Here is a 23,638-nt window from a genome sequence, read left to right on the forward strand (position 1 = left end):
AGTCCGGCGACCCCGGGCGCGGGGTGCCGGACTTCGAGGGGGCCTCAGAGCCCCGCGGCCCGGCGGAGGGCGTCGACGCGGTCCGTGCGCTCCCAGGTGAAGTCGGGGAGCTCGCGGCCGAAGTGGCCGTACGCCGCGGTCTGCGAGTAGATCGGGCGGAGCAGGTCGAGGTCGCGGATGATCGCGGCCGGGCGGAGGTCGAAGACCTCGGCGATGGCGTTCTCGATGCGCTCCACGTCGACCTTGGCGGTGCCGAAGGTCTCGACGAAGAGGCCGACGGGCTCGGCCTTGCCGATCGCGTAGGCGACCTGGACCTCGCAGCGGGCGGCCAGGCCGGCCGCGACGACGTTCTTGGCGACCCAGCGCATGGCGTACGCGGCCGAGCGGTCGACCTTGGACGGGTCCTTGCCGGAGAAGGCGCCGCCGCCGTGGCGGGCCATGCCGCCGTAGGTGTCGATGATGATCTTGCGGCCGGTGAGACCGGCGTCGCCCATGGGGCCGCCGATCTCGAAGCGGCCGGTCGGGTTCACCAGGAGGCGGTAGCCCTCGGTCTCCAGCTTGATGCCGTCGTCCAGGAGCTGCTTCAGCACGTGCTCGACGACGAACTCGCGGATGTCGGGCGCGAGCAGCGACTCGAGGTCGATGTCCGAGGCGTGCTGCGAGGAGACGACGACCGTGTCGAGGCGGACGGCCTTGTCGCCGTCGTACTCGATGGTGACCTGGGTCTTGCCGTCGGGGCGCAGGTAGGGGATGGTGCCGTTCTTGCGGACCTCGGTGAGCCGCTTGGACAGCCGGTGCGCGATGTGGATCGGCAGCGGCATCAGCTCGGGCGTCTCGTCCGAGGCGTAGCCGAACATCAGGCCCTGGTCGCCGGCGCCCTGCTTGTCGAGCTCGTCCTCATCGCCCTCGACGCGCTTCTCGTACGCCGTGTCCACACCCTGCGCGATGTCCGGGGACTGGGCGCCGATCGAGACCGAGACGCCGCAGGACGCGCCGTCGAAGCCCTTCTTCGAGGAGTCGTAGCCGATCTCCAGGATCTTGTTGCGCACCAGCGTGGGGATGTCGGCGTACGCCTTGGTCGTCACCTCGCCGGCCACGTGCACGAGGCCGGTGGTGATCAGCGTCTCCACGGCGACGCGGGAGGTGGGGTCCTCCCGCAGCAGCGCGTCGAGGATGGTGTCGCTGATCTGGTCAGCGATCTTGTCGGGGTGACCTTCGGTCACGGACTCCGAGGTGAACAGACGACGGGACACAACGCTCCCTGGGTTTGCAGCGGCTGCTGGCTGATCGTTGGCGGACCGGCAGGGGGCTGCGCCCCGCGTCGTTCCGGGAACAGTTTATCGGGCACTCTCGGGCATTGGACCAGGTGTCTCGCACAACGGGAGCCTGATTGGCCACATCGGCCGCACCGGCACCGGCAAGATCACCCGCCCGAGCGCGGGAGTTCGCCCTGCTCGCGGGCGTCGGGGGCTGTGAGCGGAATCACGGCGGGGCGCCCTCAGGCGAGGCGGGGAACGACCAGGTCCCACACGGTGTCCGCGAGGGCTTCCTTCGGGCCGTGCGGCACGGGGGTCTCGCTGCCGTCGGCGCCGAGGACGACGGCCTCGTTCTCCTCCGAGCCGAAGGTCCTGCCCTCCCCCACCTCGTTGACGACGAGCAGGTCGCAGCCCTTGCGGCGGAGCTTGTCGCGACCGTTGGCGAGCACGTCGTCGGTTTCGGCGGCGAAGCCGACGACGATCTGGCCGGGGCGGGCGCGGTCGGCGGAGAGCTCGGCGAGGACGTCGGGATTGCGGACGAGGGCGACGGGTTCGGGCTCCTTCCCCTCCCGCTTCTTGATCTTCCCCTCGGCGTACGCGGCGGGGCGGAAGTCGGCCACGGCGGCGGCCATGACGACGGCGTCCGCGTCGGCGGCGGCCTTCAGTACCGCCTCGCGCAGCTGCACGGCCGTGCCGACCGGGACGACGTCCACGCCGGCCGGGTCGGGCAGGCCCGTGTTGGCGGCGACGAGGGTGACGCGGGCACCCCGGGCGGCGGCGGTGCGGGCGAGGGCGTAACCCTGCTTGCCGGAGGAGCGGTTGCCGAGGAACCGGACGGGGTCCAGCGGCTCGCGCGTGCCGCCGGCGCTGACGACGACGTGCCGGCCGGTGAGGTCGGGCGCGGTGACGCCGCGGGCGAGGACGCGGCGGCACACCTCGAAGATCTCCCCGGGGTCGGGGAGGCGCCCCTTGCCCGTGTCGACGCCGGTGAGGCGGCCGACGGCGGGCTCGATGACGACGGCGCCGCGGCGCCGCAGCGTGGCGACGTTCTCCTGGGTGGCCGGGTGCTCCCACATCTCGGTGTGCATGGCCGGGGCGAACACGACCGGGCAGCGGGCGGTGAGGAGCGTGTTGGTGAGGAGGTCCCCGGCGAGGCCGTGGGCCGCCTTGGCCAGCGTGTCGGCGGTGGCGGGGGCGACGACGACGAGGTCGGCGGTCTGCCCGATGCGTACGTGCGGGACCTCGTGGACGTCGTCCCAGACCTCGGCCGACACCGGGTGGCCGGAGAGCGCGGACCAGGTGGCCGCGCCGACGAAGTGCAGGGCGGACGCCGTCGGGACGACCCGGACGTCGTGGCCCGACTCGGTCAGCCGGCGCAGCAGCTCGCACGCCTTGTAGGCGGCGATGCCGCCGCTGACGCCGAGGACGACCTGGGGCTTGGACTCGGACACTGCGCCTCCCGCTCTGAGGTTCTGACGACTTCCGGGACACACCTCAGGCCCGGCGGTCGTGCCGCCGGGCCTGGTGATGTCGTGTAGGAGCGCTTACTGCGCCGGGCCTTCGACGGCCTCGGAGGTCAGCAGGCCCGCGTTGATCTCCCGCAGGGCGATCGAGAGGGGCTTCTCGTGGACGTGCGTGTCCACCAGGGGCCCGACGTACTCCAGCAGGCCCTCACCGAGCTGCGAGTAGTACGCGTTGATCTGCCGCGCGCGCTTGGCCGCGTAGATCACGAGGCTGTACTTCGAGTCAGTGGCCTCGAGCAGCTCGTCGATCGGCGGGTTGATGATGCCCTCGGGCGCGGTGATGGAAGAGGACACGCTCTACCTTCCGAAAAAGTGGACAAGAATCAGACAACGTCCATCAAGGCTAGCAGCTCACGCGCCACGTCCTCGACGGAGGTGTTGACGAGGGTGACGTCGAACTCGGACTCCGCGGCCAGTTCGATCTTGGCCGCCCCGAGGCGTCGCTCGATGACCTCCGGCGACTCCGTGCCCCGGCCGGTCAGTCGCCTGACCAGCTCGTCCCAGCTCGGCGGGGCGAGGAAGACCAGCTGGGCCTCGGGCATGGACTCGCGGACCAGCCGCGCGCCCTGGAGGTCGATCTCCAGCAGGACCGGCTCGCCGGACTCCAGACGCTCCTGGACCGCGCGTCGCGGCGTGCCGTAGCGGTTGCCCGCGAACTCGGCCCACTCCAGCAGCTCGCCGTTGGCGACCAGCTTGTCGAACTCGTCGTCCGAGACGAAGTGGTACTGGACGCCGTCCTGCTCACCGGGGCGCGGCTGGCGGGTCGTGGCCGACACCGAGAGCCAGACCTCCGGGTGGACCTTGCGCATATGGGCGACGACCGTGCTCTTGCCGACCCCGGAGGGGCCGGAGAGCACGGTCAGCCGCGGACGTACGTCCGGGGGCTCGGGGGTCGTCCCCCGGGATGTTGCAGCCATGGGGCGATTATTCCAGCTTCCGGGAGCGCCCAGGACGCCGGTACCGGCCGTCAGGCGCCGGAGCCGCCGAACTCGCGCTCCAGGGAGGCGATCTGGTTGGAACCGAGCCCGCGCACGCGGCGGCTCTCGGAGATGCCGAGCCGCTCCATGATCTGCTTGGCGCGGACCTTGCCCACGCCCGGCAGGGACTCCAGCAGGGCGGAGACCTTCATCTTGCCGATGACATCGTTCTCCTGGCCCTGCTTGATGACCTCGTGGAGCGAGGCACCGGAGTGCTTGAGTCGATTCTTGACCTCGGCCCGCTCCCGGCGAGCCGCGGCGGCCTTTTCGAGCGCGGCTGCGCGCTGTTCAGGGGTAAGGGGCGGAAGAGCCACGCCTACGTCACCTCGGATGTCGAACTGTCGGATACGGACCGGTGAGGAACCTAGTCGGCCCACACCAAGGGAGCAACGAGCAACGCAGTGACCGCTGCGAACGCTGACTCTCGTCGGAGACTAGCGGCCATGAGGGTCTGAGTCAGCGAGAACAGCGGAAAAGTCCTGGTCAGCATCGAGCTTGCCCGACAAACGGGACATAACGCACAGGTTTGGGGTGCGAATCCGTCAACAGCCGTCACGGCCCGTCCCGGGGGCGTCACGCGGGGGCAGCATGCCTGGTGCGCGGCGGTGCGCCGGGGCGCAGTGAGGTGCGTCACAGTGCGGTCCCGGGCCGCCGGGGAACCGACGGGAACCGGCCGGTGGCGGCCGAGGGATCGGCCGGTACTGGCCGGTGACCCGCGGCGTGACGAGGACCGGTGAACGGGTCGGCGGTGGTGGTCTGACCGCCCGGTGGTGGCCGACGTACCGGGCGGCCGGTGACCGACGGACCCGGCAGTGGTGACCGACGCACCGGCACGGCTGGTGACCGACGGACCCGGCCGGTGGTGCGCGTCGGCCCGGACGGCCGGGGTGACCGAGGGACCGGCCGGCACCGGCGGCCGGCGCCCCTCGACCGGCACGTCGGCCGGCGGACCGGCCGGCCGGGCCCGTGGTGCGGCGGGACGGCCGGGGTGACCGAGGGATCGGCCGGCACCGCGGCCGAACGCGCCGGTCGGGGCGCGTCGGGCCACGAGTTCACCGACCGCACGCACCGGCGCCGCGGCTCACGTCCGGCCCGTCGGCGTCCCCGGTGGCCGTGGCGGGCGGCCGGGCCCGCCCGGAGTGGGCGCGTACGGCGTGCCTGCTGCCGTCGGTGCGCCGCGGGCCGGTCGGCCCGGCCCGCGGTGCGGCGGGGCGGGTCAGGAGGCGACGGCCGCCCGGACCTCGTCGGCGTACCGCCGCGCCGCGTCGCGCAGGGCCGCGGTGTCCGGGCCGTGGCGCAGGACGCCGCGGCTGACGTTCGGGACGACGTTGCCCACCGCGGCGCCGAAGACGGCCGGCAGGTCCGCGGGGGTGGCGCCCTGGGCGCCGATGCCCGGGGCCAGGAGCGGACCGTTGACGTCCAGGTCGAAGGAGGACAGATCGCCGAGGGTGGCGCCGACGACCGCGCCGAAGGACCCCAGGGGCGTCTGTCCGGCGTTCTCCTCGGCCAGGTGCGCCAGCATGGTCGCGGCGACGGTCCGCCCGTCGCCGCGGACCGCCCGCTGCACCTCGGCGCCCTCGGGGTTGGAGGTCAGGGCGAGGACGAACAGTCCGGCGCCGTTCTCGCGCGCCAGCCGCACGGCCGGCTCCAGCGAGCCGTAGCCGAGGAACGGGGAGACCGTGAGCGCGTCCGAGAAGAGCGGCGCGTCCGGACGCAGGTACGTCTCGGCGTAGGCGGCCATGGTGGAGCCGATGTCCCCGCGCTTGGCGTCCATGACCACGAGCGCCCCGGCGTCGCGCAGGTCGGCGACCGCCCGCTCCAGCACCGCGACGCCGCGCGAGCCGAACCGCTCGAAGAAGGCGCTCTGGGGCTTGAAGACGGCGACGGTGCCGGCGAGGGCGTCGACGACGGTGCGGGTGAAGGTCTCCAGCCCGTCCACGTCGTCCTTCAGACCCCAGGCGGAGAGCAGGGACGCGTGCGGGTCGATGCCGACGCAGAGCGGGCCACGGGTGTCCATGGCCTCCCGCAGCCGGGCGCCGAAGGGGACGGGGGTGGCTGTCACTGGACCGCCTTTCGGGTGTCCGCGCCGACGGCGTCGGCGAGGGTCGCGTACGGGGATGCCTGGAGCCGGGCCGCCAGGCCCTTGTGGAGGGCGCGGGCGTAGAAGGGACCCTCGTAGACGAAGGCGCTGTAGCCCTGGACCAGCGTGGCGCCGGCGAGGATGCGCTGCCAGGCGTCCTCGGCGTTCTCGATGCCGCCGACGCCGACGAGCGTGATGCGGTCGCCGACGCGCGCGTAGAGGCGGCGCAGGACCTCCAGGGAGCGCTGCTTGAGCGGGGCGCCGGACAGGCCGCCGGTCTCGCCGGTGAGGTGCGCCGGGGAGGTCAGGCCCTCACGGGAGATGGTGGTGTTCGTGGCGATGATGCCGTCCAGGCCCAGTTCGACGGCGAGGTCGGCGACGGCGTCGACGTCCTCGTCGGCCAGGTCGGGGGCGATCTTGACGAGGAGGGGGACGCGCCGGTCGGTGACGGTGCGGTCCGCGGCCTCGCGGACGGCCGTCAGCAGGGGGCGCAGGGACTCCGTGGCCTGGAGGTTGCGCAGGCCCGGGGTGTTCGGCGAGGAGACGTTGACGACCAGGTAGTCGGCGTGGCGGGCGAGGCGCTCGGCCGACTTCACGTAGTCGGCGGCGGCCTCCGCCTCGGGGACGACCTTCGTCTTGCCGATGTTGACGCCGACGACGGTCCGGAAGACCGGCACGCGGGCGCCCAGGCGGTCGGCGACGGCGGCCGAGCCGTCGTTGTTGAAGCCCATGCGGTTGATCAGGGCGCGGTCCGGTACGAGGCGGAAGAGGCGCTTCCTGGGGTTGCCGGGCTGCGGCTCGCCGGTGACCGTGCCGATCTCGACGTGGTCGAAGCCGAGCATCGCCATGCCGTCGATGGCGACGGCGTTCTTGTCGAAGCCGGCGGCGAGGCCGAACGGGCCGTGCATCCGCAGGCCGAACGCCTCCGTGCGCAGCTCCGCGTACCGCGGCGCGAGCACGGCGGCGAGGAAGGTGCGCAGGACGGGGACGCGGGCGGCGAGCCGGATCCAGCGGAAGGCGAGGTGGTGGGCCCGCTCGGGGTCCATCCGCGTGAAGAACAGCCGGAAGAAGAGCTTGTACATGGTGGTGGTGTCCTCATGAGGAGGGGGACACCGTTTCCGGTGTCCCCCTCGTTCGGGCTGTCAGTCGCGGGCCGCGATCAGGTGCTGCGCGTGTTCCTGGAGCGAGCGGACGCCGACGCCGCCGTGGTTGAGCGCGTCGATGCCCTGGACGGCCGCGGCGAGCGCCTGGACCGTGGTCAGGCAGGGGACGCCGCGGGAGACGGCCGCGGTGCGGATCTCGTAGCCGTCGAGGCGGCCGCCGGTGCCGTACGGGGTGTTGACGATGAGGTCGACCTGGCCGTCGTGGATCAGCTGGACGATGGTCTTCTCGCCGTTCGGGCCCTCGCCCTCGCTGAGCTTGCGCACGGCGGTGGCGTTGATGCCGTTGCGCTTGAGGACCTCGGCCGTGCCGGACGTGGCGAGCAGCTCGAAGCCGTGCGCGACGAGCTCGCGCGCCGGGAAGATCATCGAGCGCTTGTCGCGGTTGGCGACCGAGATGAACGCGCGGCCCTTGGTGGGCAGCGGGCCGTACGCGCCGGCCTGCGACTTGGCGTAGGCGGTGCCGAAGACGGAGTCGATGCCCATGACCTCGCCGGTGGAGCGCATCTCCGGGCCGAGGACGGTGTCGACGCCGCGGCCGTGGATGTCACGGAACCGCGACCACGGCATGACGGCCTCCTTGACGGAGATCGGCGCGTCCAGCGGGAGCGTTCCGCCGTCGCCGTTCCTCGGCAGCAGGCCCTCGGCGCGCAGCTCGGCGATGGTGGCGCCCAGCGAGATGCGGGCGGCGGCCTTCGCCAGCGGCACGGCGGTCGCCTTGGAGGTGAAGGGGACCGTACGGGAGGCGCGGGGGTTGGCCTCCAGGACGTAGAGGATGTCGCCGGCCATCGCGAACTGGATGTTGATCAGGCCGCGGACGCCGACGCCCTTCGCGATGGCCTCGGTGGAGGCGCGCAGGCGCTTGATGTCGAAGCCGCCGAGCGTGATCGGGGGCAGGGCGCAGGCCGAGTCGCCGGAGTGGATGCCGGCCTCCTCGATGTGCTCCATGACGCCGCCGAGGTAGAGCTCGTGGCCGTCGTAGAGGGCGTCGACGTCGATCTCGATGGCGTCGTCGAGGAACCGGTCGACGAGGACCGGGCGGGTCGGGGAGATCTCGGTGGACTCGGCGATGTACGCCTCCAGGCGCGCCTCGTCGTAGACGATCTCCATGCCGCGGCCGCCGAGCACGTACGAGGGGCGTACGAGGACGGGGTAGCCGATCTCGTCGGCGATGGCCTTCGCGCCGGCGAAGGTGGTCGCGGTGCCGTGCTTGGGGGCGGGCAGCCCGGCCTCGGCGAGGACGCGGCCGAAGGCGCCGCGGTCCTCGGCGGCGTGGATCGCCTCCGGGGAGGTGCCGACGACGGGCACGCCGTTGTCCTTGAGCGCCTGGGCGAGGCCCAGCGGGGTCTGGCCGCCGAGCTGGACGACGACACCGGCGATCGGGCCGGCGAGGGACTCGGCGTGGACGATCTCCAGCACGTCCTCGAGCGTGAGCGGCTCGAAGTACAGGCGGTCGGAGGTGTCGTAGTCGGTCGAGACCGTCTCCGGGTTGCAGTTGACCATCACGGTCTCGTAGCCCGCCTCGCTCAGCGCGAAGGAGGCGTGGACGCAGGAGTAGTCGAACTCGATGCCCTGGCCGATGCGGTTCGGGCCGGAGCCCAGGATGATCACCGCGGGCTTCTCGCGCGGGGCGACCTCGCTCTCCTCGTCGTAGGAGGAGTAGAAGTACGGCGTCTTCGCGGCGAACTCGGCGGCGCAGGTGTCGACCGTCTTGTAGACCGGGCGGACGCCGAGGGCGTGGCGCACCTCGCGGACGACGTCCTCCCGCAGGCCGCGGATCTCGGCGATCTGCTGGTCGGAGAAGCCGTGGCGCTTGGCCTCGGCGAGCAGCTCGGGCTCCAGCCGGTCGGCGGCGGCCAGCTCGTCGGCGATCTCCTTGATGAGGAAGAGCTGGTCGACGAACCACGGGTCGATCTTCGTGGCGTCGAAGACCTCGTCGCGGTCGGCGCCGGCGCGGATGGCCTGCATGACGGCGTTGATGCGACCGTCGGTGGGGCGGACCGCCTCGTTCAGCAGGTCCGCCTTGTCGCCGGGCTCGCCGACGAAGGTGAACTGGCTGCCCTTCTTCTCCAGGGAGCGCAGGGCCTTCTGGAGGGCCTCGGTGAAGTTCCGCCCGATGGCCATGGCCTCGCCGACCGACTTCATGGTCGTGGTGAGGGTGGAGTCGGCGGACGGGAACTTCTCGAAGGCGAAGCGCGGGGCCTTGACCACGACGTAGTCGAGCGTCGGCTCGAAGGAGGCCGGGGTCTTCTCGGTGATGTCGTTGGGGATCTCGTCCAGCGTGTAGCCGACGGCCAGCTTGGCGGCGATCTTGGCGATCGGGAAGCCGGTGGCCTTCGAAGCGAGCGCGGAGGAGCGCGAGACGCGCGGGTTCATCTCGATGACGATGATCCGGCCGTCGACGGGGTTGACCGCGAACTGGATGTTGCAGCCGCCGGTGTCGACGCCGACCTCGCGGATGATCGCGATGCCGATGTCGCGCAGCCGCTGGTACTCGCGGTCGGTGAGCGTCATCGCCGGGGCGACGGTGATCGAGTCGCCGGTGTGCACGCCCATGGGGTCGAAGTTCTCGATGGAGCAGACGACCACGACGTTGTCGGCCTTGTCGCGCATCAGCTCCAGCTCGTACTCCTTCCAGCCGAGGATGGACTCCTCAAGGAGCACCTCGGTGGTCGGGGAGAGCGTCAGGCCCTGGCCTGCGATGCGGCGCAGCTCGTCCTCGTCGTGGGCGAAGCCGGAGCCGGCGCCGCCCATGGTGAAGGAGGGACGGACGACGACCGGGTAGCCGCCGAGGGTCTCCACGCCCTTGAGGACGTCGTCCATGGAGTGGCAGATGACGGACCGGGCGGACTCGCCGTGGCCGATCTTCTTGCGGACCTCCTCCACGACGCCCTTGAAGAGGTCGCGGTCCTCGCCCTTGTTGATGGCCTCGACGTTGGCGCCGATCAGCTCGACGCCGTACTTCTCCAGCACCCCCTGCTCGTGCATGGAGATGGCGGTGTTCAGGGCGGTCTGGCCGCCGAGGGTGGGCAGGAGGGCGTCGGGGCGCTCCTTGGCGATGATCTTCTCGACGAACTCGGGGGTGATCGGCTCGACGTACGTGGCGTCGGCGATCTCCGGGTCGGTCATGATCGTCGCCGGGTTGGAGTTGACGAGGATGACCCGCAGGCCCTCGGCCTTGAGGATGCGGCACGCCTGGGTGCCGGAGTAGTCGAACTCGGCGGCCTGGCCGATGACGATCGGGCCGGAGCCGATGACCAGGACGGACTGGATATCGGTGCGCTTAGGCACGCTCGCCCTCCATCAGGGAAACGAAGCGGTCGAAGAGGTAGGCGGCGTCGTGCGGGCCGGCGGCCGCTTCGGGGTGGTACTGGACGCTGAAGGCCGGCTGGTCGAGCAGCTGGAGGCCCTCCACCACGTCGTCGTTGAGGCAGACGTGGGAGACCTCGGCGCGGCCGTAGGGGGTGTCGGACACCGTGTCGAGGGGGGCGTCGACGGCGAAGCCGTGGTTGTGCGCGGTGACCTCGACCTTGCCGGTCGTGCGGTCCTGCACGGGCTGGTTGATGCCGCGGTGGCCGTACTTCAGCTTGTAGGTGCCGAAGCCGAGGGCGCGCCCGAGGATCTGGTTGCCGAAGCAGATGCCGAACAGGGGCGTCCGGCGCTCCAGCACGGCCCGCATCACGGAGACGGGTCCGTCGGCGGTGGCGGGGTCGCCGGGGCCGTTGGAGAAGAAGACGCCGTCCGGGTTGACGGCGTAGACGTCGTCGGCGGTGGCGGTGGCGGGCAGCACGTGCACCTCGATGCCGCGCTCGGCCATCCGCTGCGGGGTCATGCCCTTGATGCCGAGGTCGACTGCGGCGACGGTGAAGCGCTTCTCGCCGATCGCGGGGACGACGTAGGGCTCCTTCGTGGCGACCTCGGCGGAGAGGTCGGCGCCCTTCATCTGCGGGGCGGCCTGGACCTTCGCGAGGAGGGCCGCGTCGTCGGCGACGGCCCCACCGGAGAAGATGCCGACGCGCATCGCGCCGCGCTCGCGCAGGTGGCGGGTGAGGGCGCGGGTGTCGACGCCGCTGATGCCGACGACCCCCTGGCGCTCCAGCTCCTCGTCGAGGGTGCGGGTGGAGCGCCAGTTGGAGGGGGTGCGGGCGGGGTCGCGGACGACGTAGCCGGCGACCCAGATGCGGGCGGACTCGGCGTCCTCGTCGTTGACGCCGGTGTTCCCGACGTGCGGGGCGGTCATGACGACGACCTGGCGGTGGTACGAGGGGTCGGTCAGGGTCTCCTGGTAGCCGGTCATGCCGGTGGAGAAGACGGCCTCGCCGAAGGTCTCCCCCACGGCCCCGTAGGCGCGGCCGCGGAAGATGCGGCCGTCCTCCAGGACGAGTACGGCGGGAACCCTGGTTCCCCGGGTGGAGGTCGTCATCGTGCGGCGCCTTCCGTCGTGGTGTTCTCGGTGGTGATGGAGTCGATGGCCTCGACCCAGGCGGTGTGCTCGGCGGCCCGGTCGGACCGGAAGCCGGAGTCGATCAGGGTGTCGCCGTGCTCCCAGGTGACGACCAGCAGGCCGCCCTCGGCGAGGACCTTGCCGGCGATGCCCTTGTCGAGCCGTGCTCCGCGGAGCTTGTCGGCGGGGACGAAGAAGTCACGCGCGCCGGGGCGGGTCACCACCAGGCCGGCGTCGGTGAGCGTCAGCTCGGCGCGGCTGCGGGTGCCGAGGCCGTGGGCCACGATCCGGTCGAGCCACTGCCCGGCCGTCGTGGACCCGTGGTAGCGCCCGCTCATGCCCAGTCTCGCCGGACCGGGCTCGTCCGGCGCGGCGGGGAGCTCCGGCACGTCCGCCTGGAGGCGGGCGCGCCAGGTCCAGCCCTGGCGCATGAGCCAGTAGACGAGGGCGATGAAGAGCAGCAGTACGCCGACCCAGCCGAGGCGGGCGGCCCAGTCGGTCACTTCCGCCGACTGAGGCTCGGCGGCGAGGGGGATCAGAGGTGTCACGCGAGCTTCCCGTCCATGAGCGTTGCCCGGCCCCGCAGGAAGGTGTGGGTGACGCGACCCGGCAGCTCGCGGCCCTCGTAGGGGGTGTTGCGGCTGCGGGAGGCGAAGCCCGCGGGGTCCACGGCTCCACGGTATGCCGGATCGACGAGCGTCAGGTTGGCGGGCTCACCAACCGAGACGGGGCGTCCGTGGCCGGTGGCGCGGCCGATCCGCGCGGGCGCGTGCGACATGCGGTCGGCGACGCCCGCCCAGTCGAGGAGTCCGGTGTCGACCATCGTGTGCTGCACGACGGAGAGCGCGGTCTCCAGGCCGACCATGCCCATGGCGGCGGCGGCCCACTCGCAGTCCTTGTCCTCGTGCGGGTGGGGGGCGTGGTCGGTGGCGACGATGTCGATCGTGCCGTCGGCGAGCGCCTCGCGCAGGGCCATGACGTCGCGCTCGGTGCGCAGCGGCGGGTTGACCTTGTACACCGGGTCGTACGTGCGGACCAGCTCGTCGGTGAGGAGCAGGTGGTGCGGGGTGACCTCGGCGGTGACGTCGATGCCGCGGGACTTGGCCCAGCGGACGATCTCGACGGACCCGGCGGTCGACAGGTGGCAGATGTGGACGCGGGAGCCGACGTGCTCGGCGAGGAGGACGTCGCGGGCGATGATCGACTCCTCGGCGACGGCCGGCCAGCCGCCGAGGCCCAGCTCGGCGGAGACGGCGCCCTCGTTCATCTGGGCGCCCTCGGTGAGGCGGGGCTCCTGGGCGTGCTGGGCGATGACGCCGCCGAAGGCCTTCACGTACTCCAGGGCGCGGCGCATGATCACCGCGTCGTCGACGCACTTGCCGTCGTCGGAGAAGACGGTGACGCCGGCGGCGGACTCGTGCATGGCGCCGAGCTCGGCGAGCCGCTTGCCCTCCAGGCCGACGGTGACGGCGCCGATGGGCTGCACGTCGCAGTAGCCGTGTTCCCGGCCGAGCCGGTGGACCTGCTCGACCACGCCGGCGGTGTCGGCGACGGGTGAGGTGTTGGCCATGGCGAACACGGACGTGTAGCCGCCGGAGGCGGCCGCGCGGGTGCCGGTGAGGACCGTCTCGGAGTCCTCGCGGCCCGGCTCGCGCAGGTGGGTGTGGAGGTCGACCAGACCGGGCAGCAGGACGCGGCCCTCGGCCTCGACGACGGTGGCGCCCTCGGCGTCCAGGCCCGTGCCGACGGCGGCGATGGTCTCGCCGTCGACGAGGACGTCCTGGGCCTGGCCGCCGAGGACCTTCGCACCACGGATCAGGGTCTTGCTCATGCTGGGTTACTTCTCCTCGGTACGGGACGACGGCTGGGTGAGGGCGGGTTCGCTGCCGCCCAGCAGCAGGTAGAGGACGGCCATGCGGACGAAGACGCCGTTGGCGACCTGTTCGACGACGGTGCAGCGGGGCGAGTCGGCGACCTCGGCGGTGATCTCCATGCCGCGGACCATGGGGCCGGGGTGCATGACGACGGCGTGGTCGGGAAGCCTGGCCATGCGTGCGGCGTCGAGGCCGTAGCGGCGCGCGTACTCCCGCTCGGTGGGGAAGAACGCGGCGTTCATGCGCTCGCGCTGGACGCGCAGCATCATCACGGCGTCGCACGCGGAGAGGGCGCCGTCGAGGTCGTAGGTGACCTCGCAGGGCCAGTCCTCGACGCCGACGGGGACGAGCGTGGGCGGGGCGACGAGGGTGACCTCGGCGCCGAGGGTGTGCAGCAGGTCGACGTTGGAGCGGGCGACCCGGCTGTGCAGGACATCGCCGACGATGGTGACGCGCCGGCCGGAGAGGTCCCGGCCGCTGCCTCCGCGGGCGGTGCCGTCGCCGGTCGGTCGGCCGGTCGCGGAGCCGCGGCCGACGAGGCGGCGGCGCAGGGTGAAGGCGTCCAGCAGCGCCTGCGTGGGGTGCTGGTGGGTGCCGTCACCGGCGTTGATCACCGGGGCGTCGATCCAGCCGCTGGTGGCGAGCCGGTAGGGGGCGCCGGAGGCGTGGTGGCGTATGACGACCGCGTCGACGCCGATGGCGGCGAGGGTCTGGGCGGTGTCCTTGAGGGACTCGCCCTTGGAGACGCTGGAGCCCTTGGCCGTGAAGTTGATGACGTCGGCGGAGAGGCGCTTCTCGGCGGCCTCGAAGGAGATGCGGGTGCGGGTCGAGTCCTCGAAGAAGAGGTTGCATATCGTCCGGCCGCGCAGGGTGGGCAGCTTCTTGATCGGACGGTCGGCGAGCCGGGCCATCTCCTCGGCGGTGTCGAGGATGAGGACGGCTTCGTCGCGGGTGAGGTCGGCGGCCGAGATGAGGTGGCGCTTCATCGGGGGGTGGGGCTCCGGGGTGGGTCGGTTCCGTGGGCGTGACCGGGCAGGGGTGGGCTCGGGCGCGGCCGCCGGCGGGGGTGTGCCCGCGGGCTCGCGGCCTGCGGGTCCGCCGCCAGCCGCGGCTCTGCGGGCTTGCTGCGGGCTTGCCGGTGGCGGGCGGCGCGGCTCCGCGTGCCCGTCCGCCGTGCCGCGCACGGGGCGCGTGGGGGGCGTACGGGGTGGCGGGGACGCGCTGGGCGCGCGTTGGCTAGTTCTCGCCGGTCGGGGCGGGCTCGGGGCCGGGCTCGCGCACGCCGAGCAGCACGGCGTCGCGGCCGTCCTCCTCGGTGAGCTGCACCTTGACCGTCTCGCGCAGCGACGTCGGGAGGTTCTTCCCGACGTAGTCGGCGCGGATGGGCAGCTCCCGGTGGCCGCGGTCGACCAGGACGGCCAGCTGCACGGCGCGGGGGCGGCCGATGTCGCCGAGGGCGTCGAGGGCGGCGCGGATGGTGCGGCCGGAGAAGAGCACGTCGTCGACGAGGACGACCAGGCGGCCGTCGACGCCCTCGTCGGGGATCTCGGTGGGGGCCAGCGTCCGGGCGGGGCGCAGGCGCAGGTCGTCCCGGTGCATGGTGATGTCGAGGGAGCCGACGGGAGCCGTGCGGCCGGTGATCTGCCGGAGCTTCTCGGCGAGGCGCCGGGCGAGGAAGACCCCCCGCGTCGGGATGCCGAGGAGGACGACGTCGTCGGCGCCCTTGGCGCGCTCGACGATCTCGTGGGCGATGCGGGTCAGGACCCGCGCGATGTCCGGACCCTCGAGTACGGGTCGGGCATCGGACTGCTGGATGGCGTCCATACGGAACGGACCTCCTTCTCCGCCTCACGGGACGGACCTTAAAGGACGTCGGAATTGCGTCAGCCACGGTACCAGGGGTGAGGAGGGCGTCGGGACGGACCACCCGGCTTGACGCACCCCAGTAACGCTGCGTAACCTCACAGTGAGTTACCAGCCACGCGGCGGCGCCGCACGTTGTAACAGTGTCCAGGGAGCTATATGTCCAGCGAATACGCAAAACAGCTCGGGGCCAAGCTCCGTGCCATCCGCACCCAGCAGGGCCTCTCCCTCCACGGCGTGGAGGAGAAGTCCCAGGGTCGCTGGAAGGCCGTCGTGGTCGGTTCGTACGAGCGCGGCGACCGCGCCGTGACCGTGCAGCGCCTCGCCGAGCTGGCTGACTTCTACGGGGTCCCGGTGCAGGAGCTGCTGCCGGGCACCACGCCCGGCGGTGCCGCCGAGCCGCCGCCGAAGCTCGTCCTGGACCTGGAGCGCCTGGCGCACGTCCCGCAGGAGAAGGCGGGCCCGCTGCAGCGCTACGCCGCGACGATCCAGTCGCAGCGCGGCGACTACAACGGCAAGGTGCTGTCGATCCGCCAGGACGACCTGCGGACGCTCGCGGTCATCTACGACCAGTCCCCGTCGGTCCTCACCGAGCAGCTGATCAGTTGGGGCGTGCTGGACGCGGACGCGCGGCGCGCGGTCGCGCACGAGGAGAGCTGAGGCGCGGCGTCGGCTCTCGCCGCCCGAGCAGAAACGTTGCCGCCGGAGGGTGGTCCCCTTGCGGGACCACCCTCCACGCGTCGATGCGGCCGGCCGGGGGCACTCGGTGGCGCGGCGCCGTCCCGCCGCCGTGCGCCGGGCGGGTGCGTCGCGGTCGCGGCGGTGGGTACCGGCGCGGGCCCTGCGGAGATGCCCACCGGGTGCCCGGCAGGCCGTCCGCGGGGCGGGGGCGGTGGGCACCGACCGGCCCGGGCCCAGACCCGGCCCCGTACTCGACCTGCGCCCCCGCGGGACGCGGCACCGACGGCCCCCGCAGGTCCACGCCCTTCCGCCACGAGCGGCGGACGAGGCGCGCTGCGGCAGCCGGGCGGGGCTGTGGACCGTTCGTGCCCACCCGTTCCGCCCTGCGGAACGCCTACCCACGAACTCCCCGCCGCCCCCGTGACCGCGCTGCCCACCGCCGAATGGGCACGGGCCCCACGCCCGCCCACCGCCCGGACGCACACCTCCGCGGCCCTCCGGCGCCCCCGTGACCGCACCCACCGGCGCCGGGCCGCGCTCCCCAGCGCCGCACCGACGCCTGGCCACACGCCCCACCGCGCGGAACCAACTCCCCGCCGCCCCCGCGACCACGCCCCCGCCCGGCGCCGAACCGGAGTACGGGCCACACGCCCCACCCCGCCCGCAGCGCGAACGCGCACCCGCGAACTTCCCGGCCCCCGTGTCCCTTGGCGCCGGGCCGGAGTACGGGCCGCACGGCTCGTCCGGCCTTCGCTCGCGCGGACGGCCCGCCCGCGCGAGCGAAGGCCGCCCTGGGATCGGGTTCTCGGGCGCCACTGTCGGGGCACGGGCCTGGGCAGCGCCGGCCGGCTCCTCCCCCGTGCGGAGCGCCCGCCCAGGCGGCATCCAGGACGCGCGGCGCCGGCGGGGGCCGCGCGGCCCCGCCCGGTGTCCGCGTGCGGGACGCTCGCGGCGCCCTGCGGCGACCGCGCTCCCGGACGGCGTGGGGCAGCGCACGGTTCCGGCACCCGGCTGCCGGGGCTGTGGTCGTCCCAGCGGGCCGAAGCGGAGGGGCGGGATGCCGAAGGGCCCGCAGCAGGCGTGCTGCGGGCCCTTCGAGGCGTGGTCAGGCTCGGCGGAGCCCCGGCTTCAGGTCCTTGAAACGGCCCAGCAGGCCGTTGACGAAGGACGGGGAGTCGTCCGTGGAGAACTCCTTGGCGAGCTGGACGGCCTCGTCGATGACCACCGCGTCCGGCGTGGCGTCGACCCAGACCAGCTCGTACGCGCCGAGGCGCAGGATGTTCCGGTCGACGACCGGCATCCGGTCGAGAGTCCAGCCCACGGAGTAGGTGGAGATGAGGTCGTCGATACGGCGGGCGTACTGGGAGTACCCCTCGACGAGCTCCATCGTGTACTCGTTGACCGGCGGCTGCCGTTCGTCGGACCGGGCATGCCGGATCCAGTCCGCGAGGACCTCCTGCACGGGCACCCCGCGCTGGTCGGCCTCGAAGAGGATCTGGAAGGCGCGCTTGCGGGCCTTGTTGCGGGCGGCCACGGTTAGCTGTTCACCCGGCCGAGGTAGTCGCTCGTACGGGTGTCGACCTTGATCTTCTCACCGGTGGTGATGAAGAGCGGGACCTGGATCTGGTGGCCGGTCTCCAGGGTGGCGGGCTTGGTGCCACCGGTGGAGCGGTCGCCCTGGACGCCCGGCTCGGTCTCCTGGATGGTCAGCTCGACGGCGGCGGGGAGCTCGACGTACAGCACCTCGCCCTCGTGCGTGGCGACGGTGGCGGTGAAGCCCTCGACCAGGAAGTTCGCGGCGTCGCCGACGGCGGCCCGGGAGACGTGCAGCTGGTCGTACGTCTGCATGTCCATGAAGACGAAGTACTCGCCGTCCATGTACGAGAACTGCATGTCGCGGCGGTCGACGGTGGCCGTCTCGACCTTCACACCGGCGTTGAACGTCTTGTCGACGATCTTGCCGGACAGCACGTTCTTGAGCTTGGTGCGCACGAAGGCCGGGCCCTTGCCGGGCTTGACGTGCTGGAACTCGACCACGGACCAGAGCTGGTCGTTGTCGAGCTTGAGCACCATGCCGTTCTTGAGGTCGTTCGTGGAAGCCACGGTTGCGGAATCTCCTGGACTGACGCTGGTGGACGACCGAGGCGTGGTGCGTCACGCGCTACAGCGCGAGCAGCTCCTTGGTCGTGATGGTGAGTAGCTCGGGTCCGCCGTCCGCCTCCTGGCGCACGACGAGCGTGTCATCGATCCGGACCCCGCCCCGTCCCGGGAGGTGAACCCCTGGTTCGACGGTGACCGGCACGCAAGCGTCCAGTTTACCCATGGCCGAGGGGGACAACTGCGGGTCCTCCTGGATTTCGAGGCCGACACCGTGGCCGAGGCTCGGTGCGAGGGAGGCTCCGTGGCCCGCCGCGTCGAGGAGTTGGCGGGCCGCCCGGTCCACGTCGCGGTAGGCGGTGCCCGGGGCGAGCGCCTCCCGCGCGGCCCGCTGGGCGGTGAAGACGAGGTCGTACAGCTCGACCTGCCAGTCGGCGGGGGCCGTGCCGATGACGAACGTCCGGCCGATCTCGCAGCGGTACCCGCGGTAGTCCGCGCCGAGGCAGACGGAGAGGAAGTCGCCCTCCTCGACACGGCGGTCGGTGGGGCGGTGGCCGCCGCGTCCCGAGTGGGGGCCGGTGGCGACGGAGGTGGGGAAGGCGGGGCCGTCGGCGCCGTGGTCGACGAGGCGCCGCTCCAGCTCCAGGGCGAGGTGGCGTTCGGTGCGGCCGACGAGGATCGACTCCAGGAGCTCGCCGAGGGCCTGGTCGGTGATCTCGGCGGCGATGCGCAGGCAGGTGATCTCGTCGTCGTCCTTGACGACGCGTTCCTGCTCGACGGCGTTGCCGAGGTCGGCGAGGCGCAGGTGCGGGGCGGCGGAGCCGAGCGCCCGGTAGCGGGCGACGCTCAGGTGGTGCTCCTCCACGGCGAGGCCGTCGGCACCGCTCCGCTGGGCCAGGTCGGCCGCGGCGACGGCCGGGTCACCGCCGGAGGACGGCAGCACGACCTGTCGCAGCGCCTCGTCGACGCGCCCCTCGGTGGGGTCGTCGCCCGGCGCGCGGGGAGACAGCAGCACGTCGTCCTCCGCGCCGATCAGCAGGACGGAGCCGGGCGGCGAGCCGCCCGCGAGGTAGCGGACGTTGGCGGGGCGGGAGACCAGCGCCGCCGCGGATCCGGCCGCCGCGCACCGGCCGCGCAGCCGCCCGCGGCGGTCCGCAAACACCTGGGACATGACCCGAGCCTACGAGCGCGGGCGCGACCCGGCAGTGCGGAGGGGGCCGATCGGGACCGGCCCCCTCGTTCACCAGCTCGGCGGGCTGGCCAGGGAACGGGCGAGGACGTCGTCGAGGGCCCGGGCCGTGGTCTCGACGTCGTAGTGGGAGTTGTCGATGATGGGCAGGCCCGAGGCGTGCCAGCCGGCCATGCGGCCGTGGATGCCGGCGACCTCCTCGTCGGAGAGGCGGCGGTTGCCGGAGCGCTCGGCGTTGCGCTCCAGGACGATCTCCAGACCGGGGAGCAGCACCACGGGCAGCAGGCCGGGGCCCACGTGGCGCTTCCAGCCGCCGAGTCCGACGACCGGGCGGTCGGGGAAGACGGCGTCGTCGAGGATGCAGGAGATGCCGTTGGCGAGGAAGTTCCGCGCGGCGAAGCCGCAGGTGCGGCGGGCCAGGCGGTACTGGGCCTCCGACTGGTCGTTCCACCCCGACTGCGGGTCGGCGAACCCGGCACACACCCACTCGCGCACGTCGTCGAGGCTGATGTGGGCCGTGGGGACGCGGCGGTGCTGCGCCCAGTACCGCGCGACGGTGGTCTTGCCGGCGCCGGCCGGGCCGATGAGGAGGACCGCCAGGGTGGCGGTGCCCGTGCCGGCGGTGGGGCCGGTGCCCGGCTCGGGGACCGGGGCGGTGACCGGCGCGCCCGCCGGGAGCCGGACGTGGCCCGTCGTGTCGGGCGGGGGTGGCACGGGCGCCGCGTGGGGCACGGGGTGCGGGGACGTCCAGCCGCCGGGCGCCTGGCCGGGCTGCTGCTGGGGCGGGGGCGGCGCCTGCGGCACGTGGCCGTGCGGGGCCTGCTGGCTGTGCGGGGCCTGCTGAGCGTGCGGCGCGTGCGGGGTGTGCGCGTGCGGCGCGGGGGGTCGGGCCGGGGGCGGGGGCGGCGGACCCGGGTGGTGTCCCTGCTGGGCCCACCCGGCCGCCGCGTGCCCCGGCTGGTGGGGCGGCGGCAGCGGAGCCCCCACTGCGTGCTGCATCCGGTGCCACTCCGTCTCGTACGACTGACGCTGATCGGGCGGCCGTTCGGGGCGCCCGCCATCGAACCGTACCCTCCCGCGCCGTCAGACGGTGAACGGCCCGGGAGGGTTCCGGCTGATCGTCAGTCCGTCAACTCGTCGGCCAGCGCGTGCAGTGCGAGCCGGTACGAGCCGATGCCGAAGCCGGCGACCGTCCCCGTGGCGACCGCGGCGACGACGGACGTGTGGCGGAACTCCTCGCGGGCGTACGGGTTGGAGATGTGCACCTCGATCAGCGGGGCCGTCCGCTGCGCCGCCGCGTCCCGCATCGCGTACGAGTAGTGCGTGAAGGCACCCGGGTTCAGAACGACCGGAACCGAGCGGTCGGCCGCCTCGTGCAGCCAGCGCACGAGCTCGCCCTCGTCGTTCGTCTCGCGCACCTCCACGTCGAAGCCGAGCTCCTTGCCGAGCTCCTGGCAGCTCGCCACGAGACCGGCGTAGGAGGTGGCGCCGTACACGTCGGGTTCGCGGGAGCCGAGCCGGCCGAGGTTCGGGCCGTTGAGGACGTACACCGTGCGGGCGTCCGCCGCCGTGCGGTCCCTCACGCCGACACCTCCCCGTACGCGGCGAGCAGCACCGCCGGGTCCGGGCCCTCCAGGACGGTCGGCTTGGCGAGCCCGTCGAGGACGATGAAGCGCAGCAGGTCACCGCGGGACTTCTTGTCGACCTTCATGGTCTCCAACAGCTTGGGCCACTGGTCCCCGCGGTAGGTCAGGGGCAGGCCGACCGACTCCAGCACCGAGCGGTGCCGGTCGGCGGTCGCGTCGTCGAGCCGGCCGGCGAGCCTGCCCAGCTCGGCGGCGAACACCATGCCGACGGAGACGGCCGCGCCGTGCCGCCACTTGTAGCGCTCGTTCTTCTCGATCGCGTGGGCGAGGGTGTGGCCGTAGTTGAGGATCTCGCGCAGGCCCGACTCCTTGAGGTCGGAGGAGACGACGTCCGCCTTGACCCTGATGGAGCGCACGATCAGCTCGGCCGTGTGCGGGCCGGCGGGCGTGCGGGCGGCGGCCGGGTCCGCCTCGACCAGGTCGAGGATCACCGGGTCGGCGATGAAGCCGGCCTTGATGACCTCGGCGAGGCCGCTGACGTAGTCGTGGACCGGCAGCGAGTCGAGCGCGGCGAGGTCGCACAGGACGCCGGCCGGCGGGTGGAAGGCGCCGACGAGGTTCTTCCCCTCGGCGGTGTTGATGCCGGTCTTGCCGCCGACGGCCGCGTCGACCATGGCGAGGACGGTCGTCGGCACCGCGATCCAGCGCACTCCGCGCAGCCACGTCGCCGCGACGAACCCGGCAAGGTCGGTGGTCGCGCCGCCGCCCACGCCGACGATCACGTCGGTGCGGGTGAAGCCGGTCTGGCCGAGCGCCTTCCAGCAGTAGGCGGCGACCTCGACGGTCTTCGCCTCCTCCGCGTTCGGCACCTGGATGGCGACGGCCTCGTACCCCTGGTCGGCGAGGTCGGCGCGCAGCGCCTCGCCCGTCCCGGCGAGCGCCTCCGGGTGGATCACGGCGACGCGCCTGGCCCGTGGGCCGATCAGTCCGGCCAGCTCGCCGAGGAGCTGCCGTCCGACCAGCACGTCGTACGGCTCCGAGCCGGCGCTTCCGCCGACGTGGATGCGGGTGACTGCCTGGTCCGTCATTCGTCCTTCAGCTCCAGTGCGTCGAGGACCGCCTCGGCGACCTCTTCGGGGGTGCGCTCGTCGGTGGCGACGACGACGCGCGCGACTTCGGTGTACAGGTGGCGGCGCGCCTCCATCAGCTCGCGCCACTGACGGCGCGGGTTGATCGCGAGGAGCGGCCGGGCGGCGCCGAGGCCGACCCGCCGGACCGCCTCCTCGACGTCCATCGAGAGGTAGACCACGGGCAGCCCGGTGAGCAGGGCGCGGGTCCCGTCGTCGAGGACGGCGCCGCCGCCGAGGGCGAGGACGCCCGTGTGCTCGGCGACGGCGGCGCGGACGGCCGCGCGCTCCAGCTCGCGGAAGCGCGGCTCGCCGTCCTCGACGAAGATGTCGGACACCTCCCGGCCCTCGGCGGCGACGATGTCGGCGTCGGTGTCCCGGTAGGCCACGCCCAGGCGCTCCGCGAGGAGGGCGCCCACGGTGGACTTGCCGGAGCCCATCGGGCCCACCAGGACGATCAGCGGGCCGGTGCTCACCGGATGTGGAGGTTGTCGAGGTAGGAGCGGACGTTGCGGCGGGTCTCGGTGACGCTGTCGCCGCCGAACTTCTCCGCGACCGCGTCGGCGAGGACGAGGGAGACCATCGCCTCGGCGACGATGCCGGCCGCCGGGACCGCGCAGACGTCGGAGCGCTGGTGGTGCGCCTGGGCCGGCTCGCCGGTGACGACGTCGACGGTGCGCAGCGCGCGCGGCACGGTCGCGATGGGCTTCATGGCGGCCCGTACGCGCAGCAGCTCGCCGGTGCTGAGCCCGCCCTCGGTGCCGCCGGCGCGGCCCGAGGTCCGGCGCAGGCCCTCGTCGGTGGTGACGATCTCGTCGTGGGCCTGGGACCCCGGCACGCGCGCCAGGTCGAAGCCGTCGCCGACCTCGACGCCCTTGATCGCCTGGATGCCCATGAGGGCGGCGGCCAGGCGGGCGTCCAGCCGCCGGTCCCAGTGGACGTGCGAACCGAGGCCGACGGGCACGTCGTACGCGAGCACCTCGACGACGCCGCCGAGGGTGTCGCCGTCCTTGTGGGCCTGGTCGATCTCGGCGACCATCGCCTTCGACGCGTCGGCGTCGAGGCAGCGCACCGGGTCGGCGTCCAGCTTCTCCACGTCGGCGGGGGTCGGGTAGACGCCGTAGGGGGCCTTGGCGGCCGCCAGCTCCACGACGTGCGAGACGATCTCGATGCCGGCGGTCTCCTTCAGGTACGACCGGGCCACCGCGCCGAGCGCGACGCGCGCGGCCGTCTCGCGGGCGCTGGCGCGCTCCAGCACCGGCCGTGCCTCGTCGAAGCCGTACTTCTGCATGCCGGCGAGGTCGGCGTGACCGGGGCGCGGGCGGGTCAGCGGCGCGTTGCGCGCCATCTCGGCGAGCTCCTGCGGGTCGACGGGGTCGGCGGACATCACCTTCTCCCACTTCGGCCACTCGGTGTTGCCCACCATGACCGCGACCGGCGAGCCCATGGTCAGACCGTGGCGGACGCCGCCGAGGAACGTGACCTCGTCGCGCTCGAACTTCATCCGCGCGCCGCGTCCATAGCCCAGGCGGCGCCGGGCCAGGTGGTCCGCCACCATCTCCGTGGTGATCGGGACACCGGCGGGAAGACCCTCCAGCGTCGCCACCAGCGCGGGGCCGTGCGACTCCCCCGCCGTAAGCCAGCGCAACCTGCTCAACGGTGCTCCTTCTCTCGGGCCGGATCTGCGGACGGCTCGGCCGGTACGCGGCCCGCGCCTCCACCCCCGATCCTCCCATGTCCGCCCGCCCCTCAGGCCGCCGTCCCAGGTTCCGGACAGCGCG

The 23,638-nt window shown here is 73.0% G+C and carries 22 protein-coding genes; 1 reads left to right on the forward strand and 21 read right to left on the reverse strand.

The window, feature by feature from the left end:
- Window positions 1-44: 44 nt before the first annotated feature.
- From metK to pyrR, 13 genes are all read right to left on the reverse strand, one after another.
- Entirely contained in the window at window positions 45-1,253 is a 1,209-nt protein-coding gene (gene metK, locus ACF053_RS28825; protein WP_391956683.1) for a methionine adenosyltransferase, read from the reverse strand.
- A gap of 245 nt (window positions 1,254-1,498) precedes the next feature.
- Window positions 1,499-2,707: a bifunctional phosphopantothenoylcysteine decarboxylase/phosphopantothenate--cysteine ligase CoaBC gene (gene coaBC / locus ACF053_RS28830; protein WP_391956684.1), complete on the reverse strand. Its 1,209-nt coding sequence runs from the start codon at window positions 2,705-2,707 to the stop codon at window positions 1,499-1,501.
- A 93-nt stretch (window positions 2,708-2,800) separates the two neighbouring features.
- Window positions 2,801-3,073, reverse strand: a complete 273-nt coding sequence (gene rpoZ / locus ACF053_RS28835; protein ID WP_003982715.1) for a DNA-directed RNA polymerase subunit omega — start codon at window positions 3,071-3,073, stop codon at window positions 2,801-2,803.
- Window positions 3,074-3,102: 29 nt separating this feature from the next.
- On the reverse strand, window positions 3,103-3,696 hold the full coding sequence (gmk, locus tag ACF053_RS28840; RefSeq protein ID WP_391956685.1) for a guanylate kinase: 594 nt from the start codon (window positions 3,694-3,696) through the stop codon (window positions 3,103-3,105).
- Between the two features lie 50 nt (window positions 3,697-3,746).
- The gene (locus ACF053_RS28845) at window positions 3,747-4,070 is read right to left on the reverse strand and encodes an integration host factor (protein ID WP_016638838.1); all 324 of its coding nucleotides are present in this window, start codon (window positions 4,068-4,070) and stop codon (window positions 3,747-3,749) included.
- A 902-nt stretch (window positions 4,071-4,972) separates the two neighbouring features.
- The gene (gene pyrF / locus ACF053_RS28850) at window positions 4,973-5,818 is read right to left on the reverse strand and encodes an orotidine-5'-phosphate decarboxylase (protein WP_391956686.1); all 846 of its coding nucleotides are present in this window, start codon (window positions 5,816-5,818) and stop codon (window positions 4,973-4,975) included.
- The gene (locus ACF053_RS28855; RefSeq protein ID WP_391956687.1) at window positions 5,815-6,918 is read right to left on the reverse strand and encodes a quinone-dependent dihydroorotate dehydrogenase; all 1,104 of its coding nucleotides are present in this window, start codon (window positions 6,916-6,918) and stop codon (window positions 5,815-5,817) included. The genes pyrF and ACF053_RS28855 overlap by 4 nt, the downstream gene beginning before the upstream one ends.
- Window positions 6,919-6,978: 60 nt before the next feature.
- The gene (carB, locus tag ACF053_RS28860; protein WP_391956688.1) at window positions 6,979-10,287 is read right to left on the reverse strand and encodes a carbamoyl-phosphate synthase large subunit; all 3,309 of its coding nucleotides are present in this window, start codon (window positions 10,285-10,287) and stop codon (window positions 6,979-6,981) included.
- On the reverse strand, window positions 10,280-11,419 hold the full coding sequence (gene carA, locus ACF053_RS28865) for a glutamine-hydrolyzing carbamoyl-phosphate synthase small subunit (protein ID WP_391956689.1): 1,140 nt from the start codon (window positions 11,417-11,419) through the stop codon (window positions 10,280-10,282). Before carA ends, carB begins: the two co-directional genes overlap by 8 nt.
- Complete coding sequence (locus ACF053_RS28870) at window positions 11,416-11,988, reverse strand: PH-like domain-containing protein (RefSeq protein WP_391956690.1); 573 nt, start codon at window positions 11,986-11,988, stop codon at window positions 11,416-11,418. The genes carA and ACF053_RS28870 overlap by 4 nt, the downstream gene beginning before the upstream one ends.
- The gene (locus ACF053_RS28875) at window positions 11,985-13,271 is read right to left on the reverse strand and encodes a dihydroorotase (protein ID WP_391956691.1); all 1,287 of its coding nucleotides are present in this window, start codon (window positions 13,269-13,271) and stop codon (window positions 11,985-11,987) included. The genes ACF053_RS28870 and ACF053_RS28875 overlap by 4 nt, the downstream gene beginning before the upstream one ends.
- A gap of 6 nt (window positions 13,272-13,277) precedes the next feature.
- The gene (locus ACF053_RS28880; protein WP_391956692.1) at window positions 13,278-14,300 is read right to left on the reverse strand and encodes an aspartate carbamoyltransferase catalytic subunit; all 1,023 of its coding nucleotides are present in this window, start codon (window positions 14,298-14,300) and stop codon (window positions 13,278-13,280) included.
- Between the two features lie 250 nt (window positions 14,301-14,550).
- Entirely contained in the window at window positions 14,551-15,138 is a 588-nt protein-coding gene (gene pyrR, locus ACF053_RS28885; RefSeq protein WP_058941090.1) for a bifunctional pyr operon transcriptional regulator/uracil phosphoribosyltransferase PyrR, read from the reverse strand.
- 198 nt (window positions 15,139-15,336) lie between these two features.
- Here pyrR and bldD point away from each other — a divergent pair, with 198 nt between their 5' ends.
- A complete protein-coding gene (gene bldD / locus ACF053_RS28890) occupies window positions 15,337-15,837 on the forward strand; it encodes a transcriptional regulator BldD (RefSeq protein WP_005319862.1) in 501 nt (166 codons plus the stop codon).
- 1,126 nt (window positions 15,838-16,963) lie between these two features.
- On the opposite strand, the gene nusB is transcribed toward bldD, so the two are convergent.
- The 8 genes from nusB to aroC form a co-directional block, all read right to left on the reverse strand.
- The gene (gene nusB / locus ACF053_RS28895; protein WP_391956693.1) at window positions 16,964-17,392 is read right to left on the reverse strand and encodes a transcription antitermination factor NusB; all 429 of its coding nucleotides are present in this window, start codon (window positions 17,390-17,392) and stop codon (window positions 16,964-16,966) included.
- A gap of 2 nt (window positions 17,393-17,394) precedes the next feature.
- Window positions 17,395-17,961, reverse strand: a complete 567-nt coding sequence (gene efp / locus ACF053_RS28900) for an elongation factor P (RefSeq protein ID WP_058941092.1) — start codon at window positions 17,959-17,961, stop codon at window positions 17,395-17,397.
- 58 nt (window positions 17,962-18,019) lie between these two features.
- Window positions 18,020-19,126, reverse strand: coding sequence for an aminopeptidase P family protein (locus ACF053_RS28905; protein ID WP_391956694.1), 1,107 nt, complete (start codon window positions 19,124-19,126; stop codon window positions 18,020-18,022).
- A gap of 69 nt (window positions 19,127-19,195) precedes the next feature.
- Window positions 19,196-20,143, reverse strand: a complete 948-nt coding sequence (locus ACF053_RS28910) for a Pro-rich N-terminal domain-containing protein (protein ID WP_391956695.1) — start codon at window positions 20,141-20,143, stop codon at window positions 19,196-19,198.
- A 122-nt stretch (window positions 20,144-20,265) separates the two neighbouring features.
- The gene (gene aroQ / locus ACF053_RS28915; RefSeq protein ID WP_058941095.1) at window positions 20,266-20,727 is read right to left on the reverse strand and encodes a type II 3-dehydroquinate dehydratase; all 462 of its coding nucleotides are present in this window, start codon (window positions 20,725-20,727) and stop codon (window positions 20,266-20,268) included.
- Complete coding sequence (gene aroB / locus ACF053_RS28920) at window positions 20,724-21,818, reverse strand: 3-dehydroquinate synthase (RefSeq protein WP_391956696.1); 1,095 nt, start codon at window positions 21,816-21,818, stop codon at window positions 20,724-20,726. Before aroB ends, aroQ begins: the two co-directional genes overlap by 4 nt.
- Window positions 21,815-22,333: a shikimate kinase gene (locus ACF053_RS28925; protein WP_058941097.1), complete on the reverse strand. Its 519-nt coding sequence runs from the start codon at window positions 22,331-22,333 to the stop codon at window positions 21,815-21,817. The genes aroB and ACF053_RS28925 overlap by 4 nt, the downstream gene beginning before the upstream one ends.
- A complete protein-coding gene (gene aroC / locus ACF053_RS28930) occupies window positions 22,330-23,514 on the reverse strand; it encodes a chorismate synthase (protein ID WP_391956697.1) in 1,185 nt (394 codons plus the stop codon). The genes ACF053_RS28925 and aroC overlap by 4 nt, the downstream gene beginning before the upstream one ends.
- Window positions 23,515-23,638 lie beyond the last annotated feature (124 nt).

It is taken from the genome of Streptomyces kanasensis, from assembly GCF_043077165.1.
GTDB lineage: Bacteria > Actinomycetota > Actinomycetes > Streptomycetales > Streptomycetaceae > Streptomyces > Streptomyces changanensis.

What these genes read in the sequence shown, in the direction of transcription:
- gmk (WP_391956685.1), bottom strand. Translation starts at nt 3,696, where the DNA reads ATGGCTGCAACATCCCGGGGGACGACCCCCGAGCCCCCGGACGTACGT.
- ACF053_RS28855 (WP_391956687.1), bottom strand. Translation starts at nt 6,918, where the DNA reads ATGTACAAGCTCTTCTTCCGGCTGTTCTTCACGCGGATGGACCCCGAG.
- carA (WP_391956689.1), bottom strand. Translation starts at nt 11,419, where the DNA reads ATGACGACCTCCACCCGGGGAACCAGGGTTCCCGCCGTACTCGTCCTG.
- ACF053_RS28875 (WP_391956691.1), bottom strand. Translation starts at nt 13,271, where the DNA reads ATGAGCAAGACCCTGATCCGTGGTGCGAAGGTCCTCGGCGGCCAGGCC.
- ACF053_RS28880 (WP_391956692.1), bottom strand. Translation starts at nt 14,300, where the DNA reads ATGAAGCGCCACCTCATCTCGGCCGCCGACCTCACCCGCGACGAAGCC.
- pyrR (WP_058941090.1), bottom strand. Translation starts at nt 15,138, where the DNA reads ATGGACGCCATCCAGCAGTCCGATGCCCGACCCGTACTCGAGGGTCCG.
- bldD (WP_005319862.1), top strand. Translation starts at nt 15,337, where the DNA reads ATGTCCAGCGAATACGCAAAACAGCTCGGGGCCAAGCTCCGTGCCATC.
- ACF053_RS28905 (WP_391956694.1), bottom strand. Translation starts at nt 19,126, where the DNA reads ATGTCCCAGGTGTTTGCGGACCGCCGCGGGCGGCTGCGCGGCCGGTGC.
- ACF053_RS28910 (WP_391956695.1), bottom strand. Translation starts at nt 20,143, where the DNA reads ATGCAGCACGCAGTGGGGGCTCCGCTGCCGCCGCCCCACCAGCCGGGG.
- aroB (WP_391956696.1), bottom strand. Translation starts at nt 21,818, where the DNA reads ATGACGGACCAGGCAGTCACCCGCATCCACGTCGGCGGAAGCGCCGGC.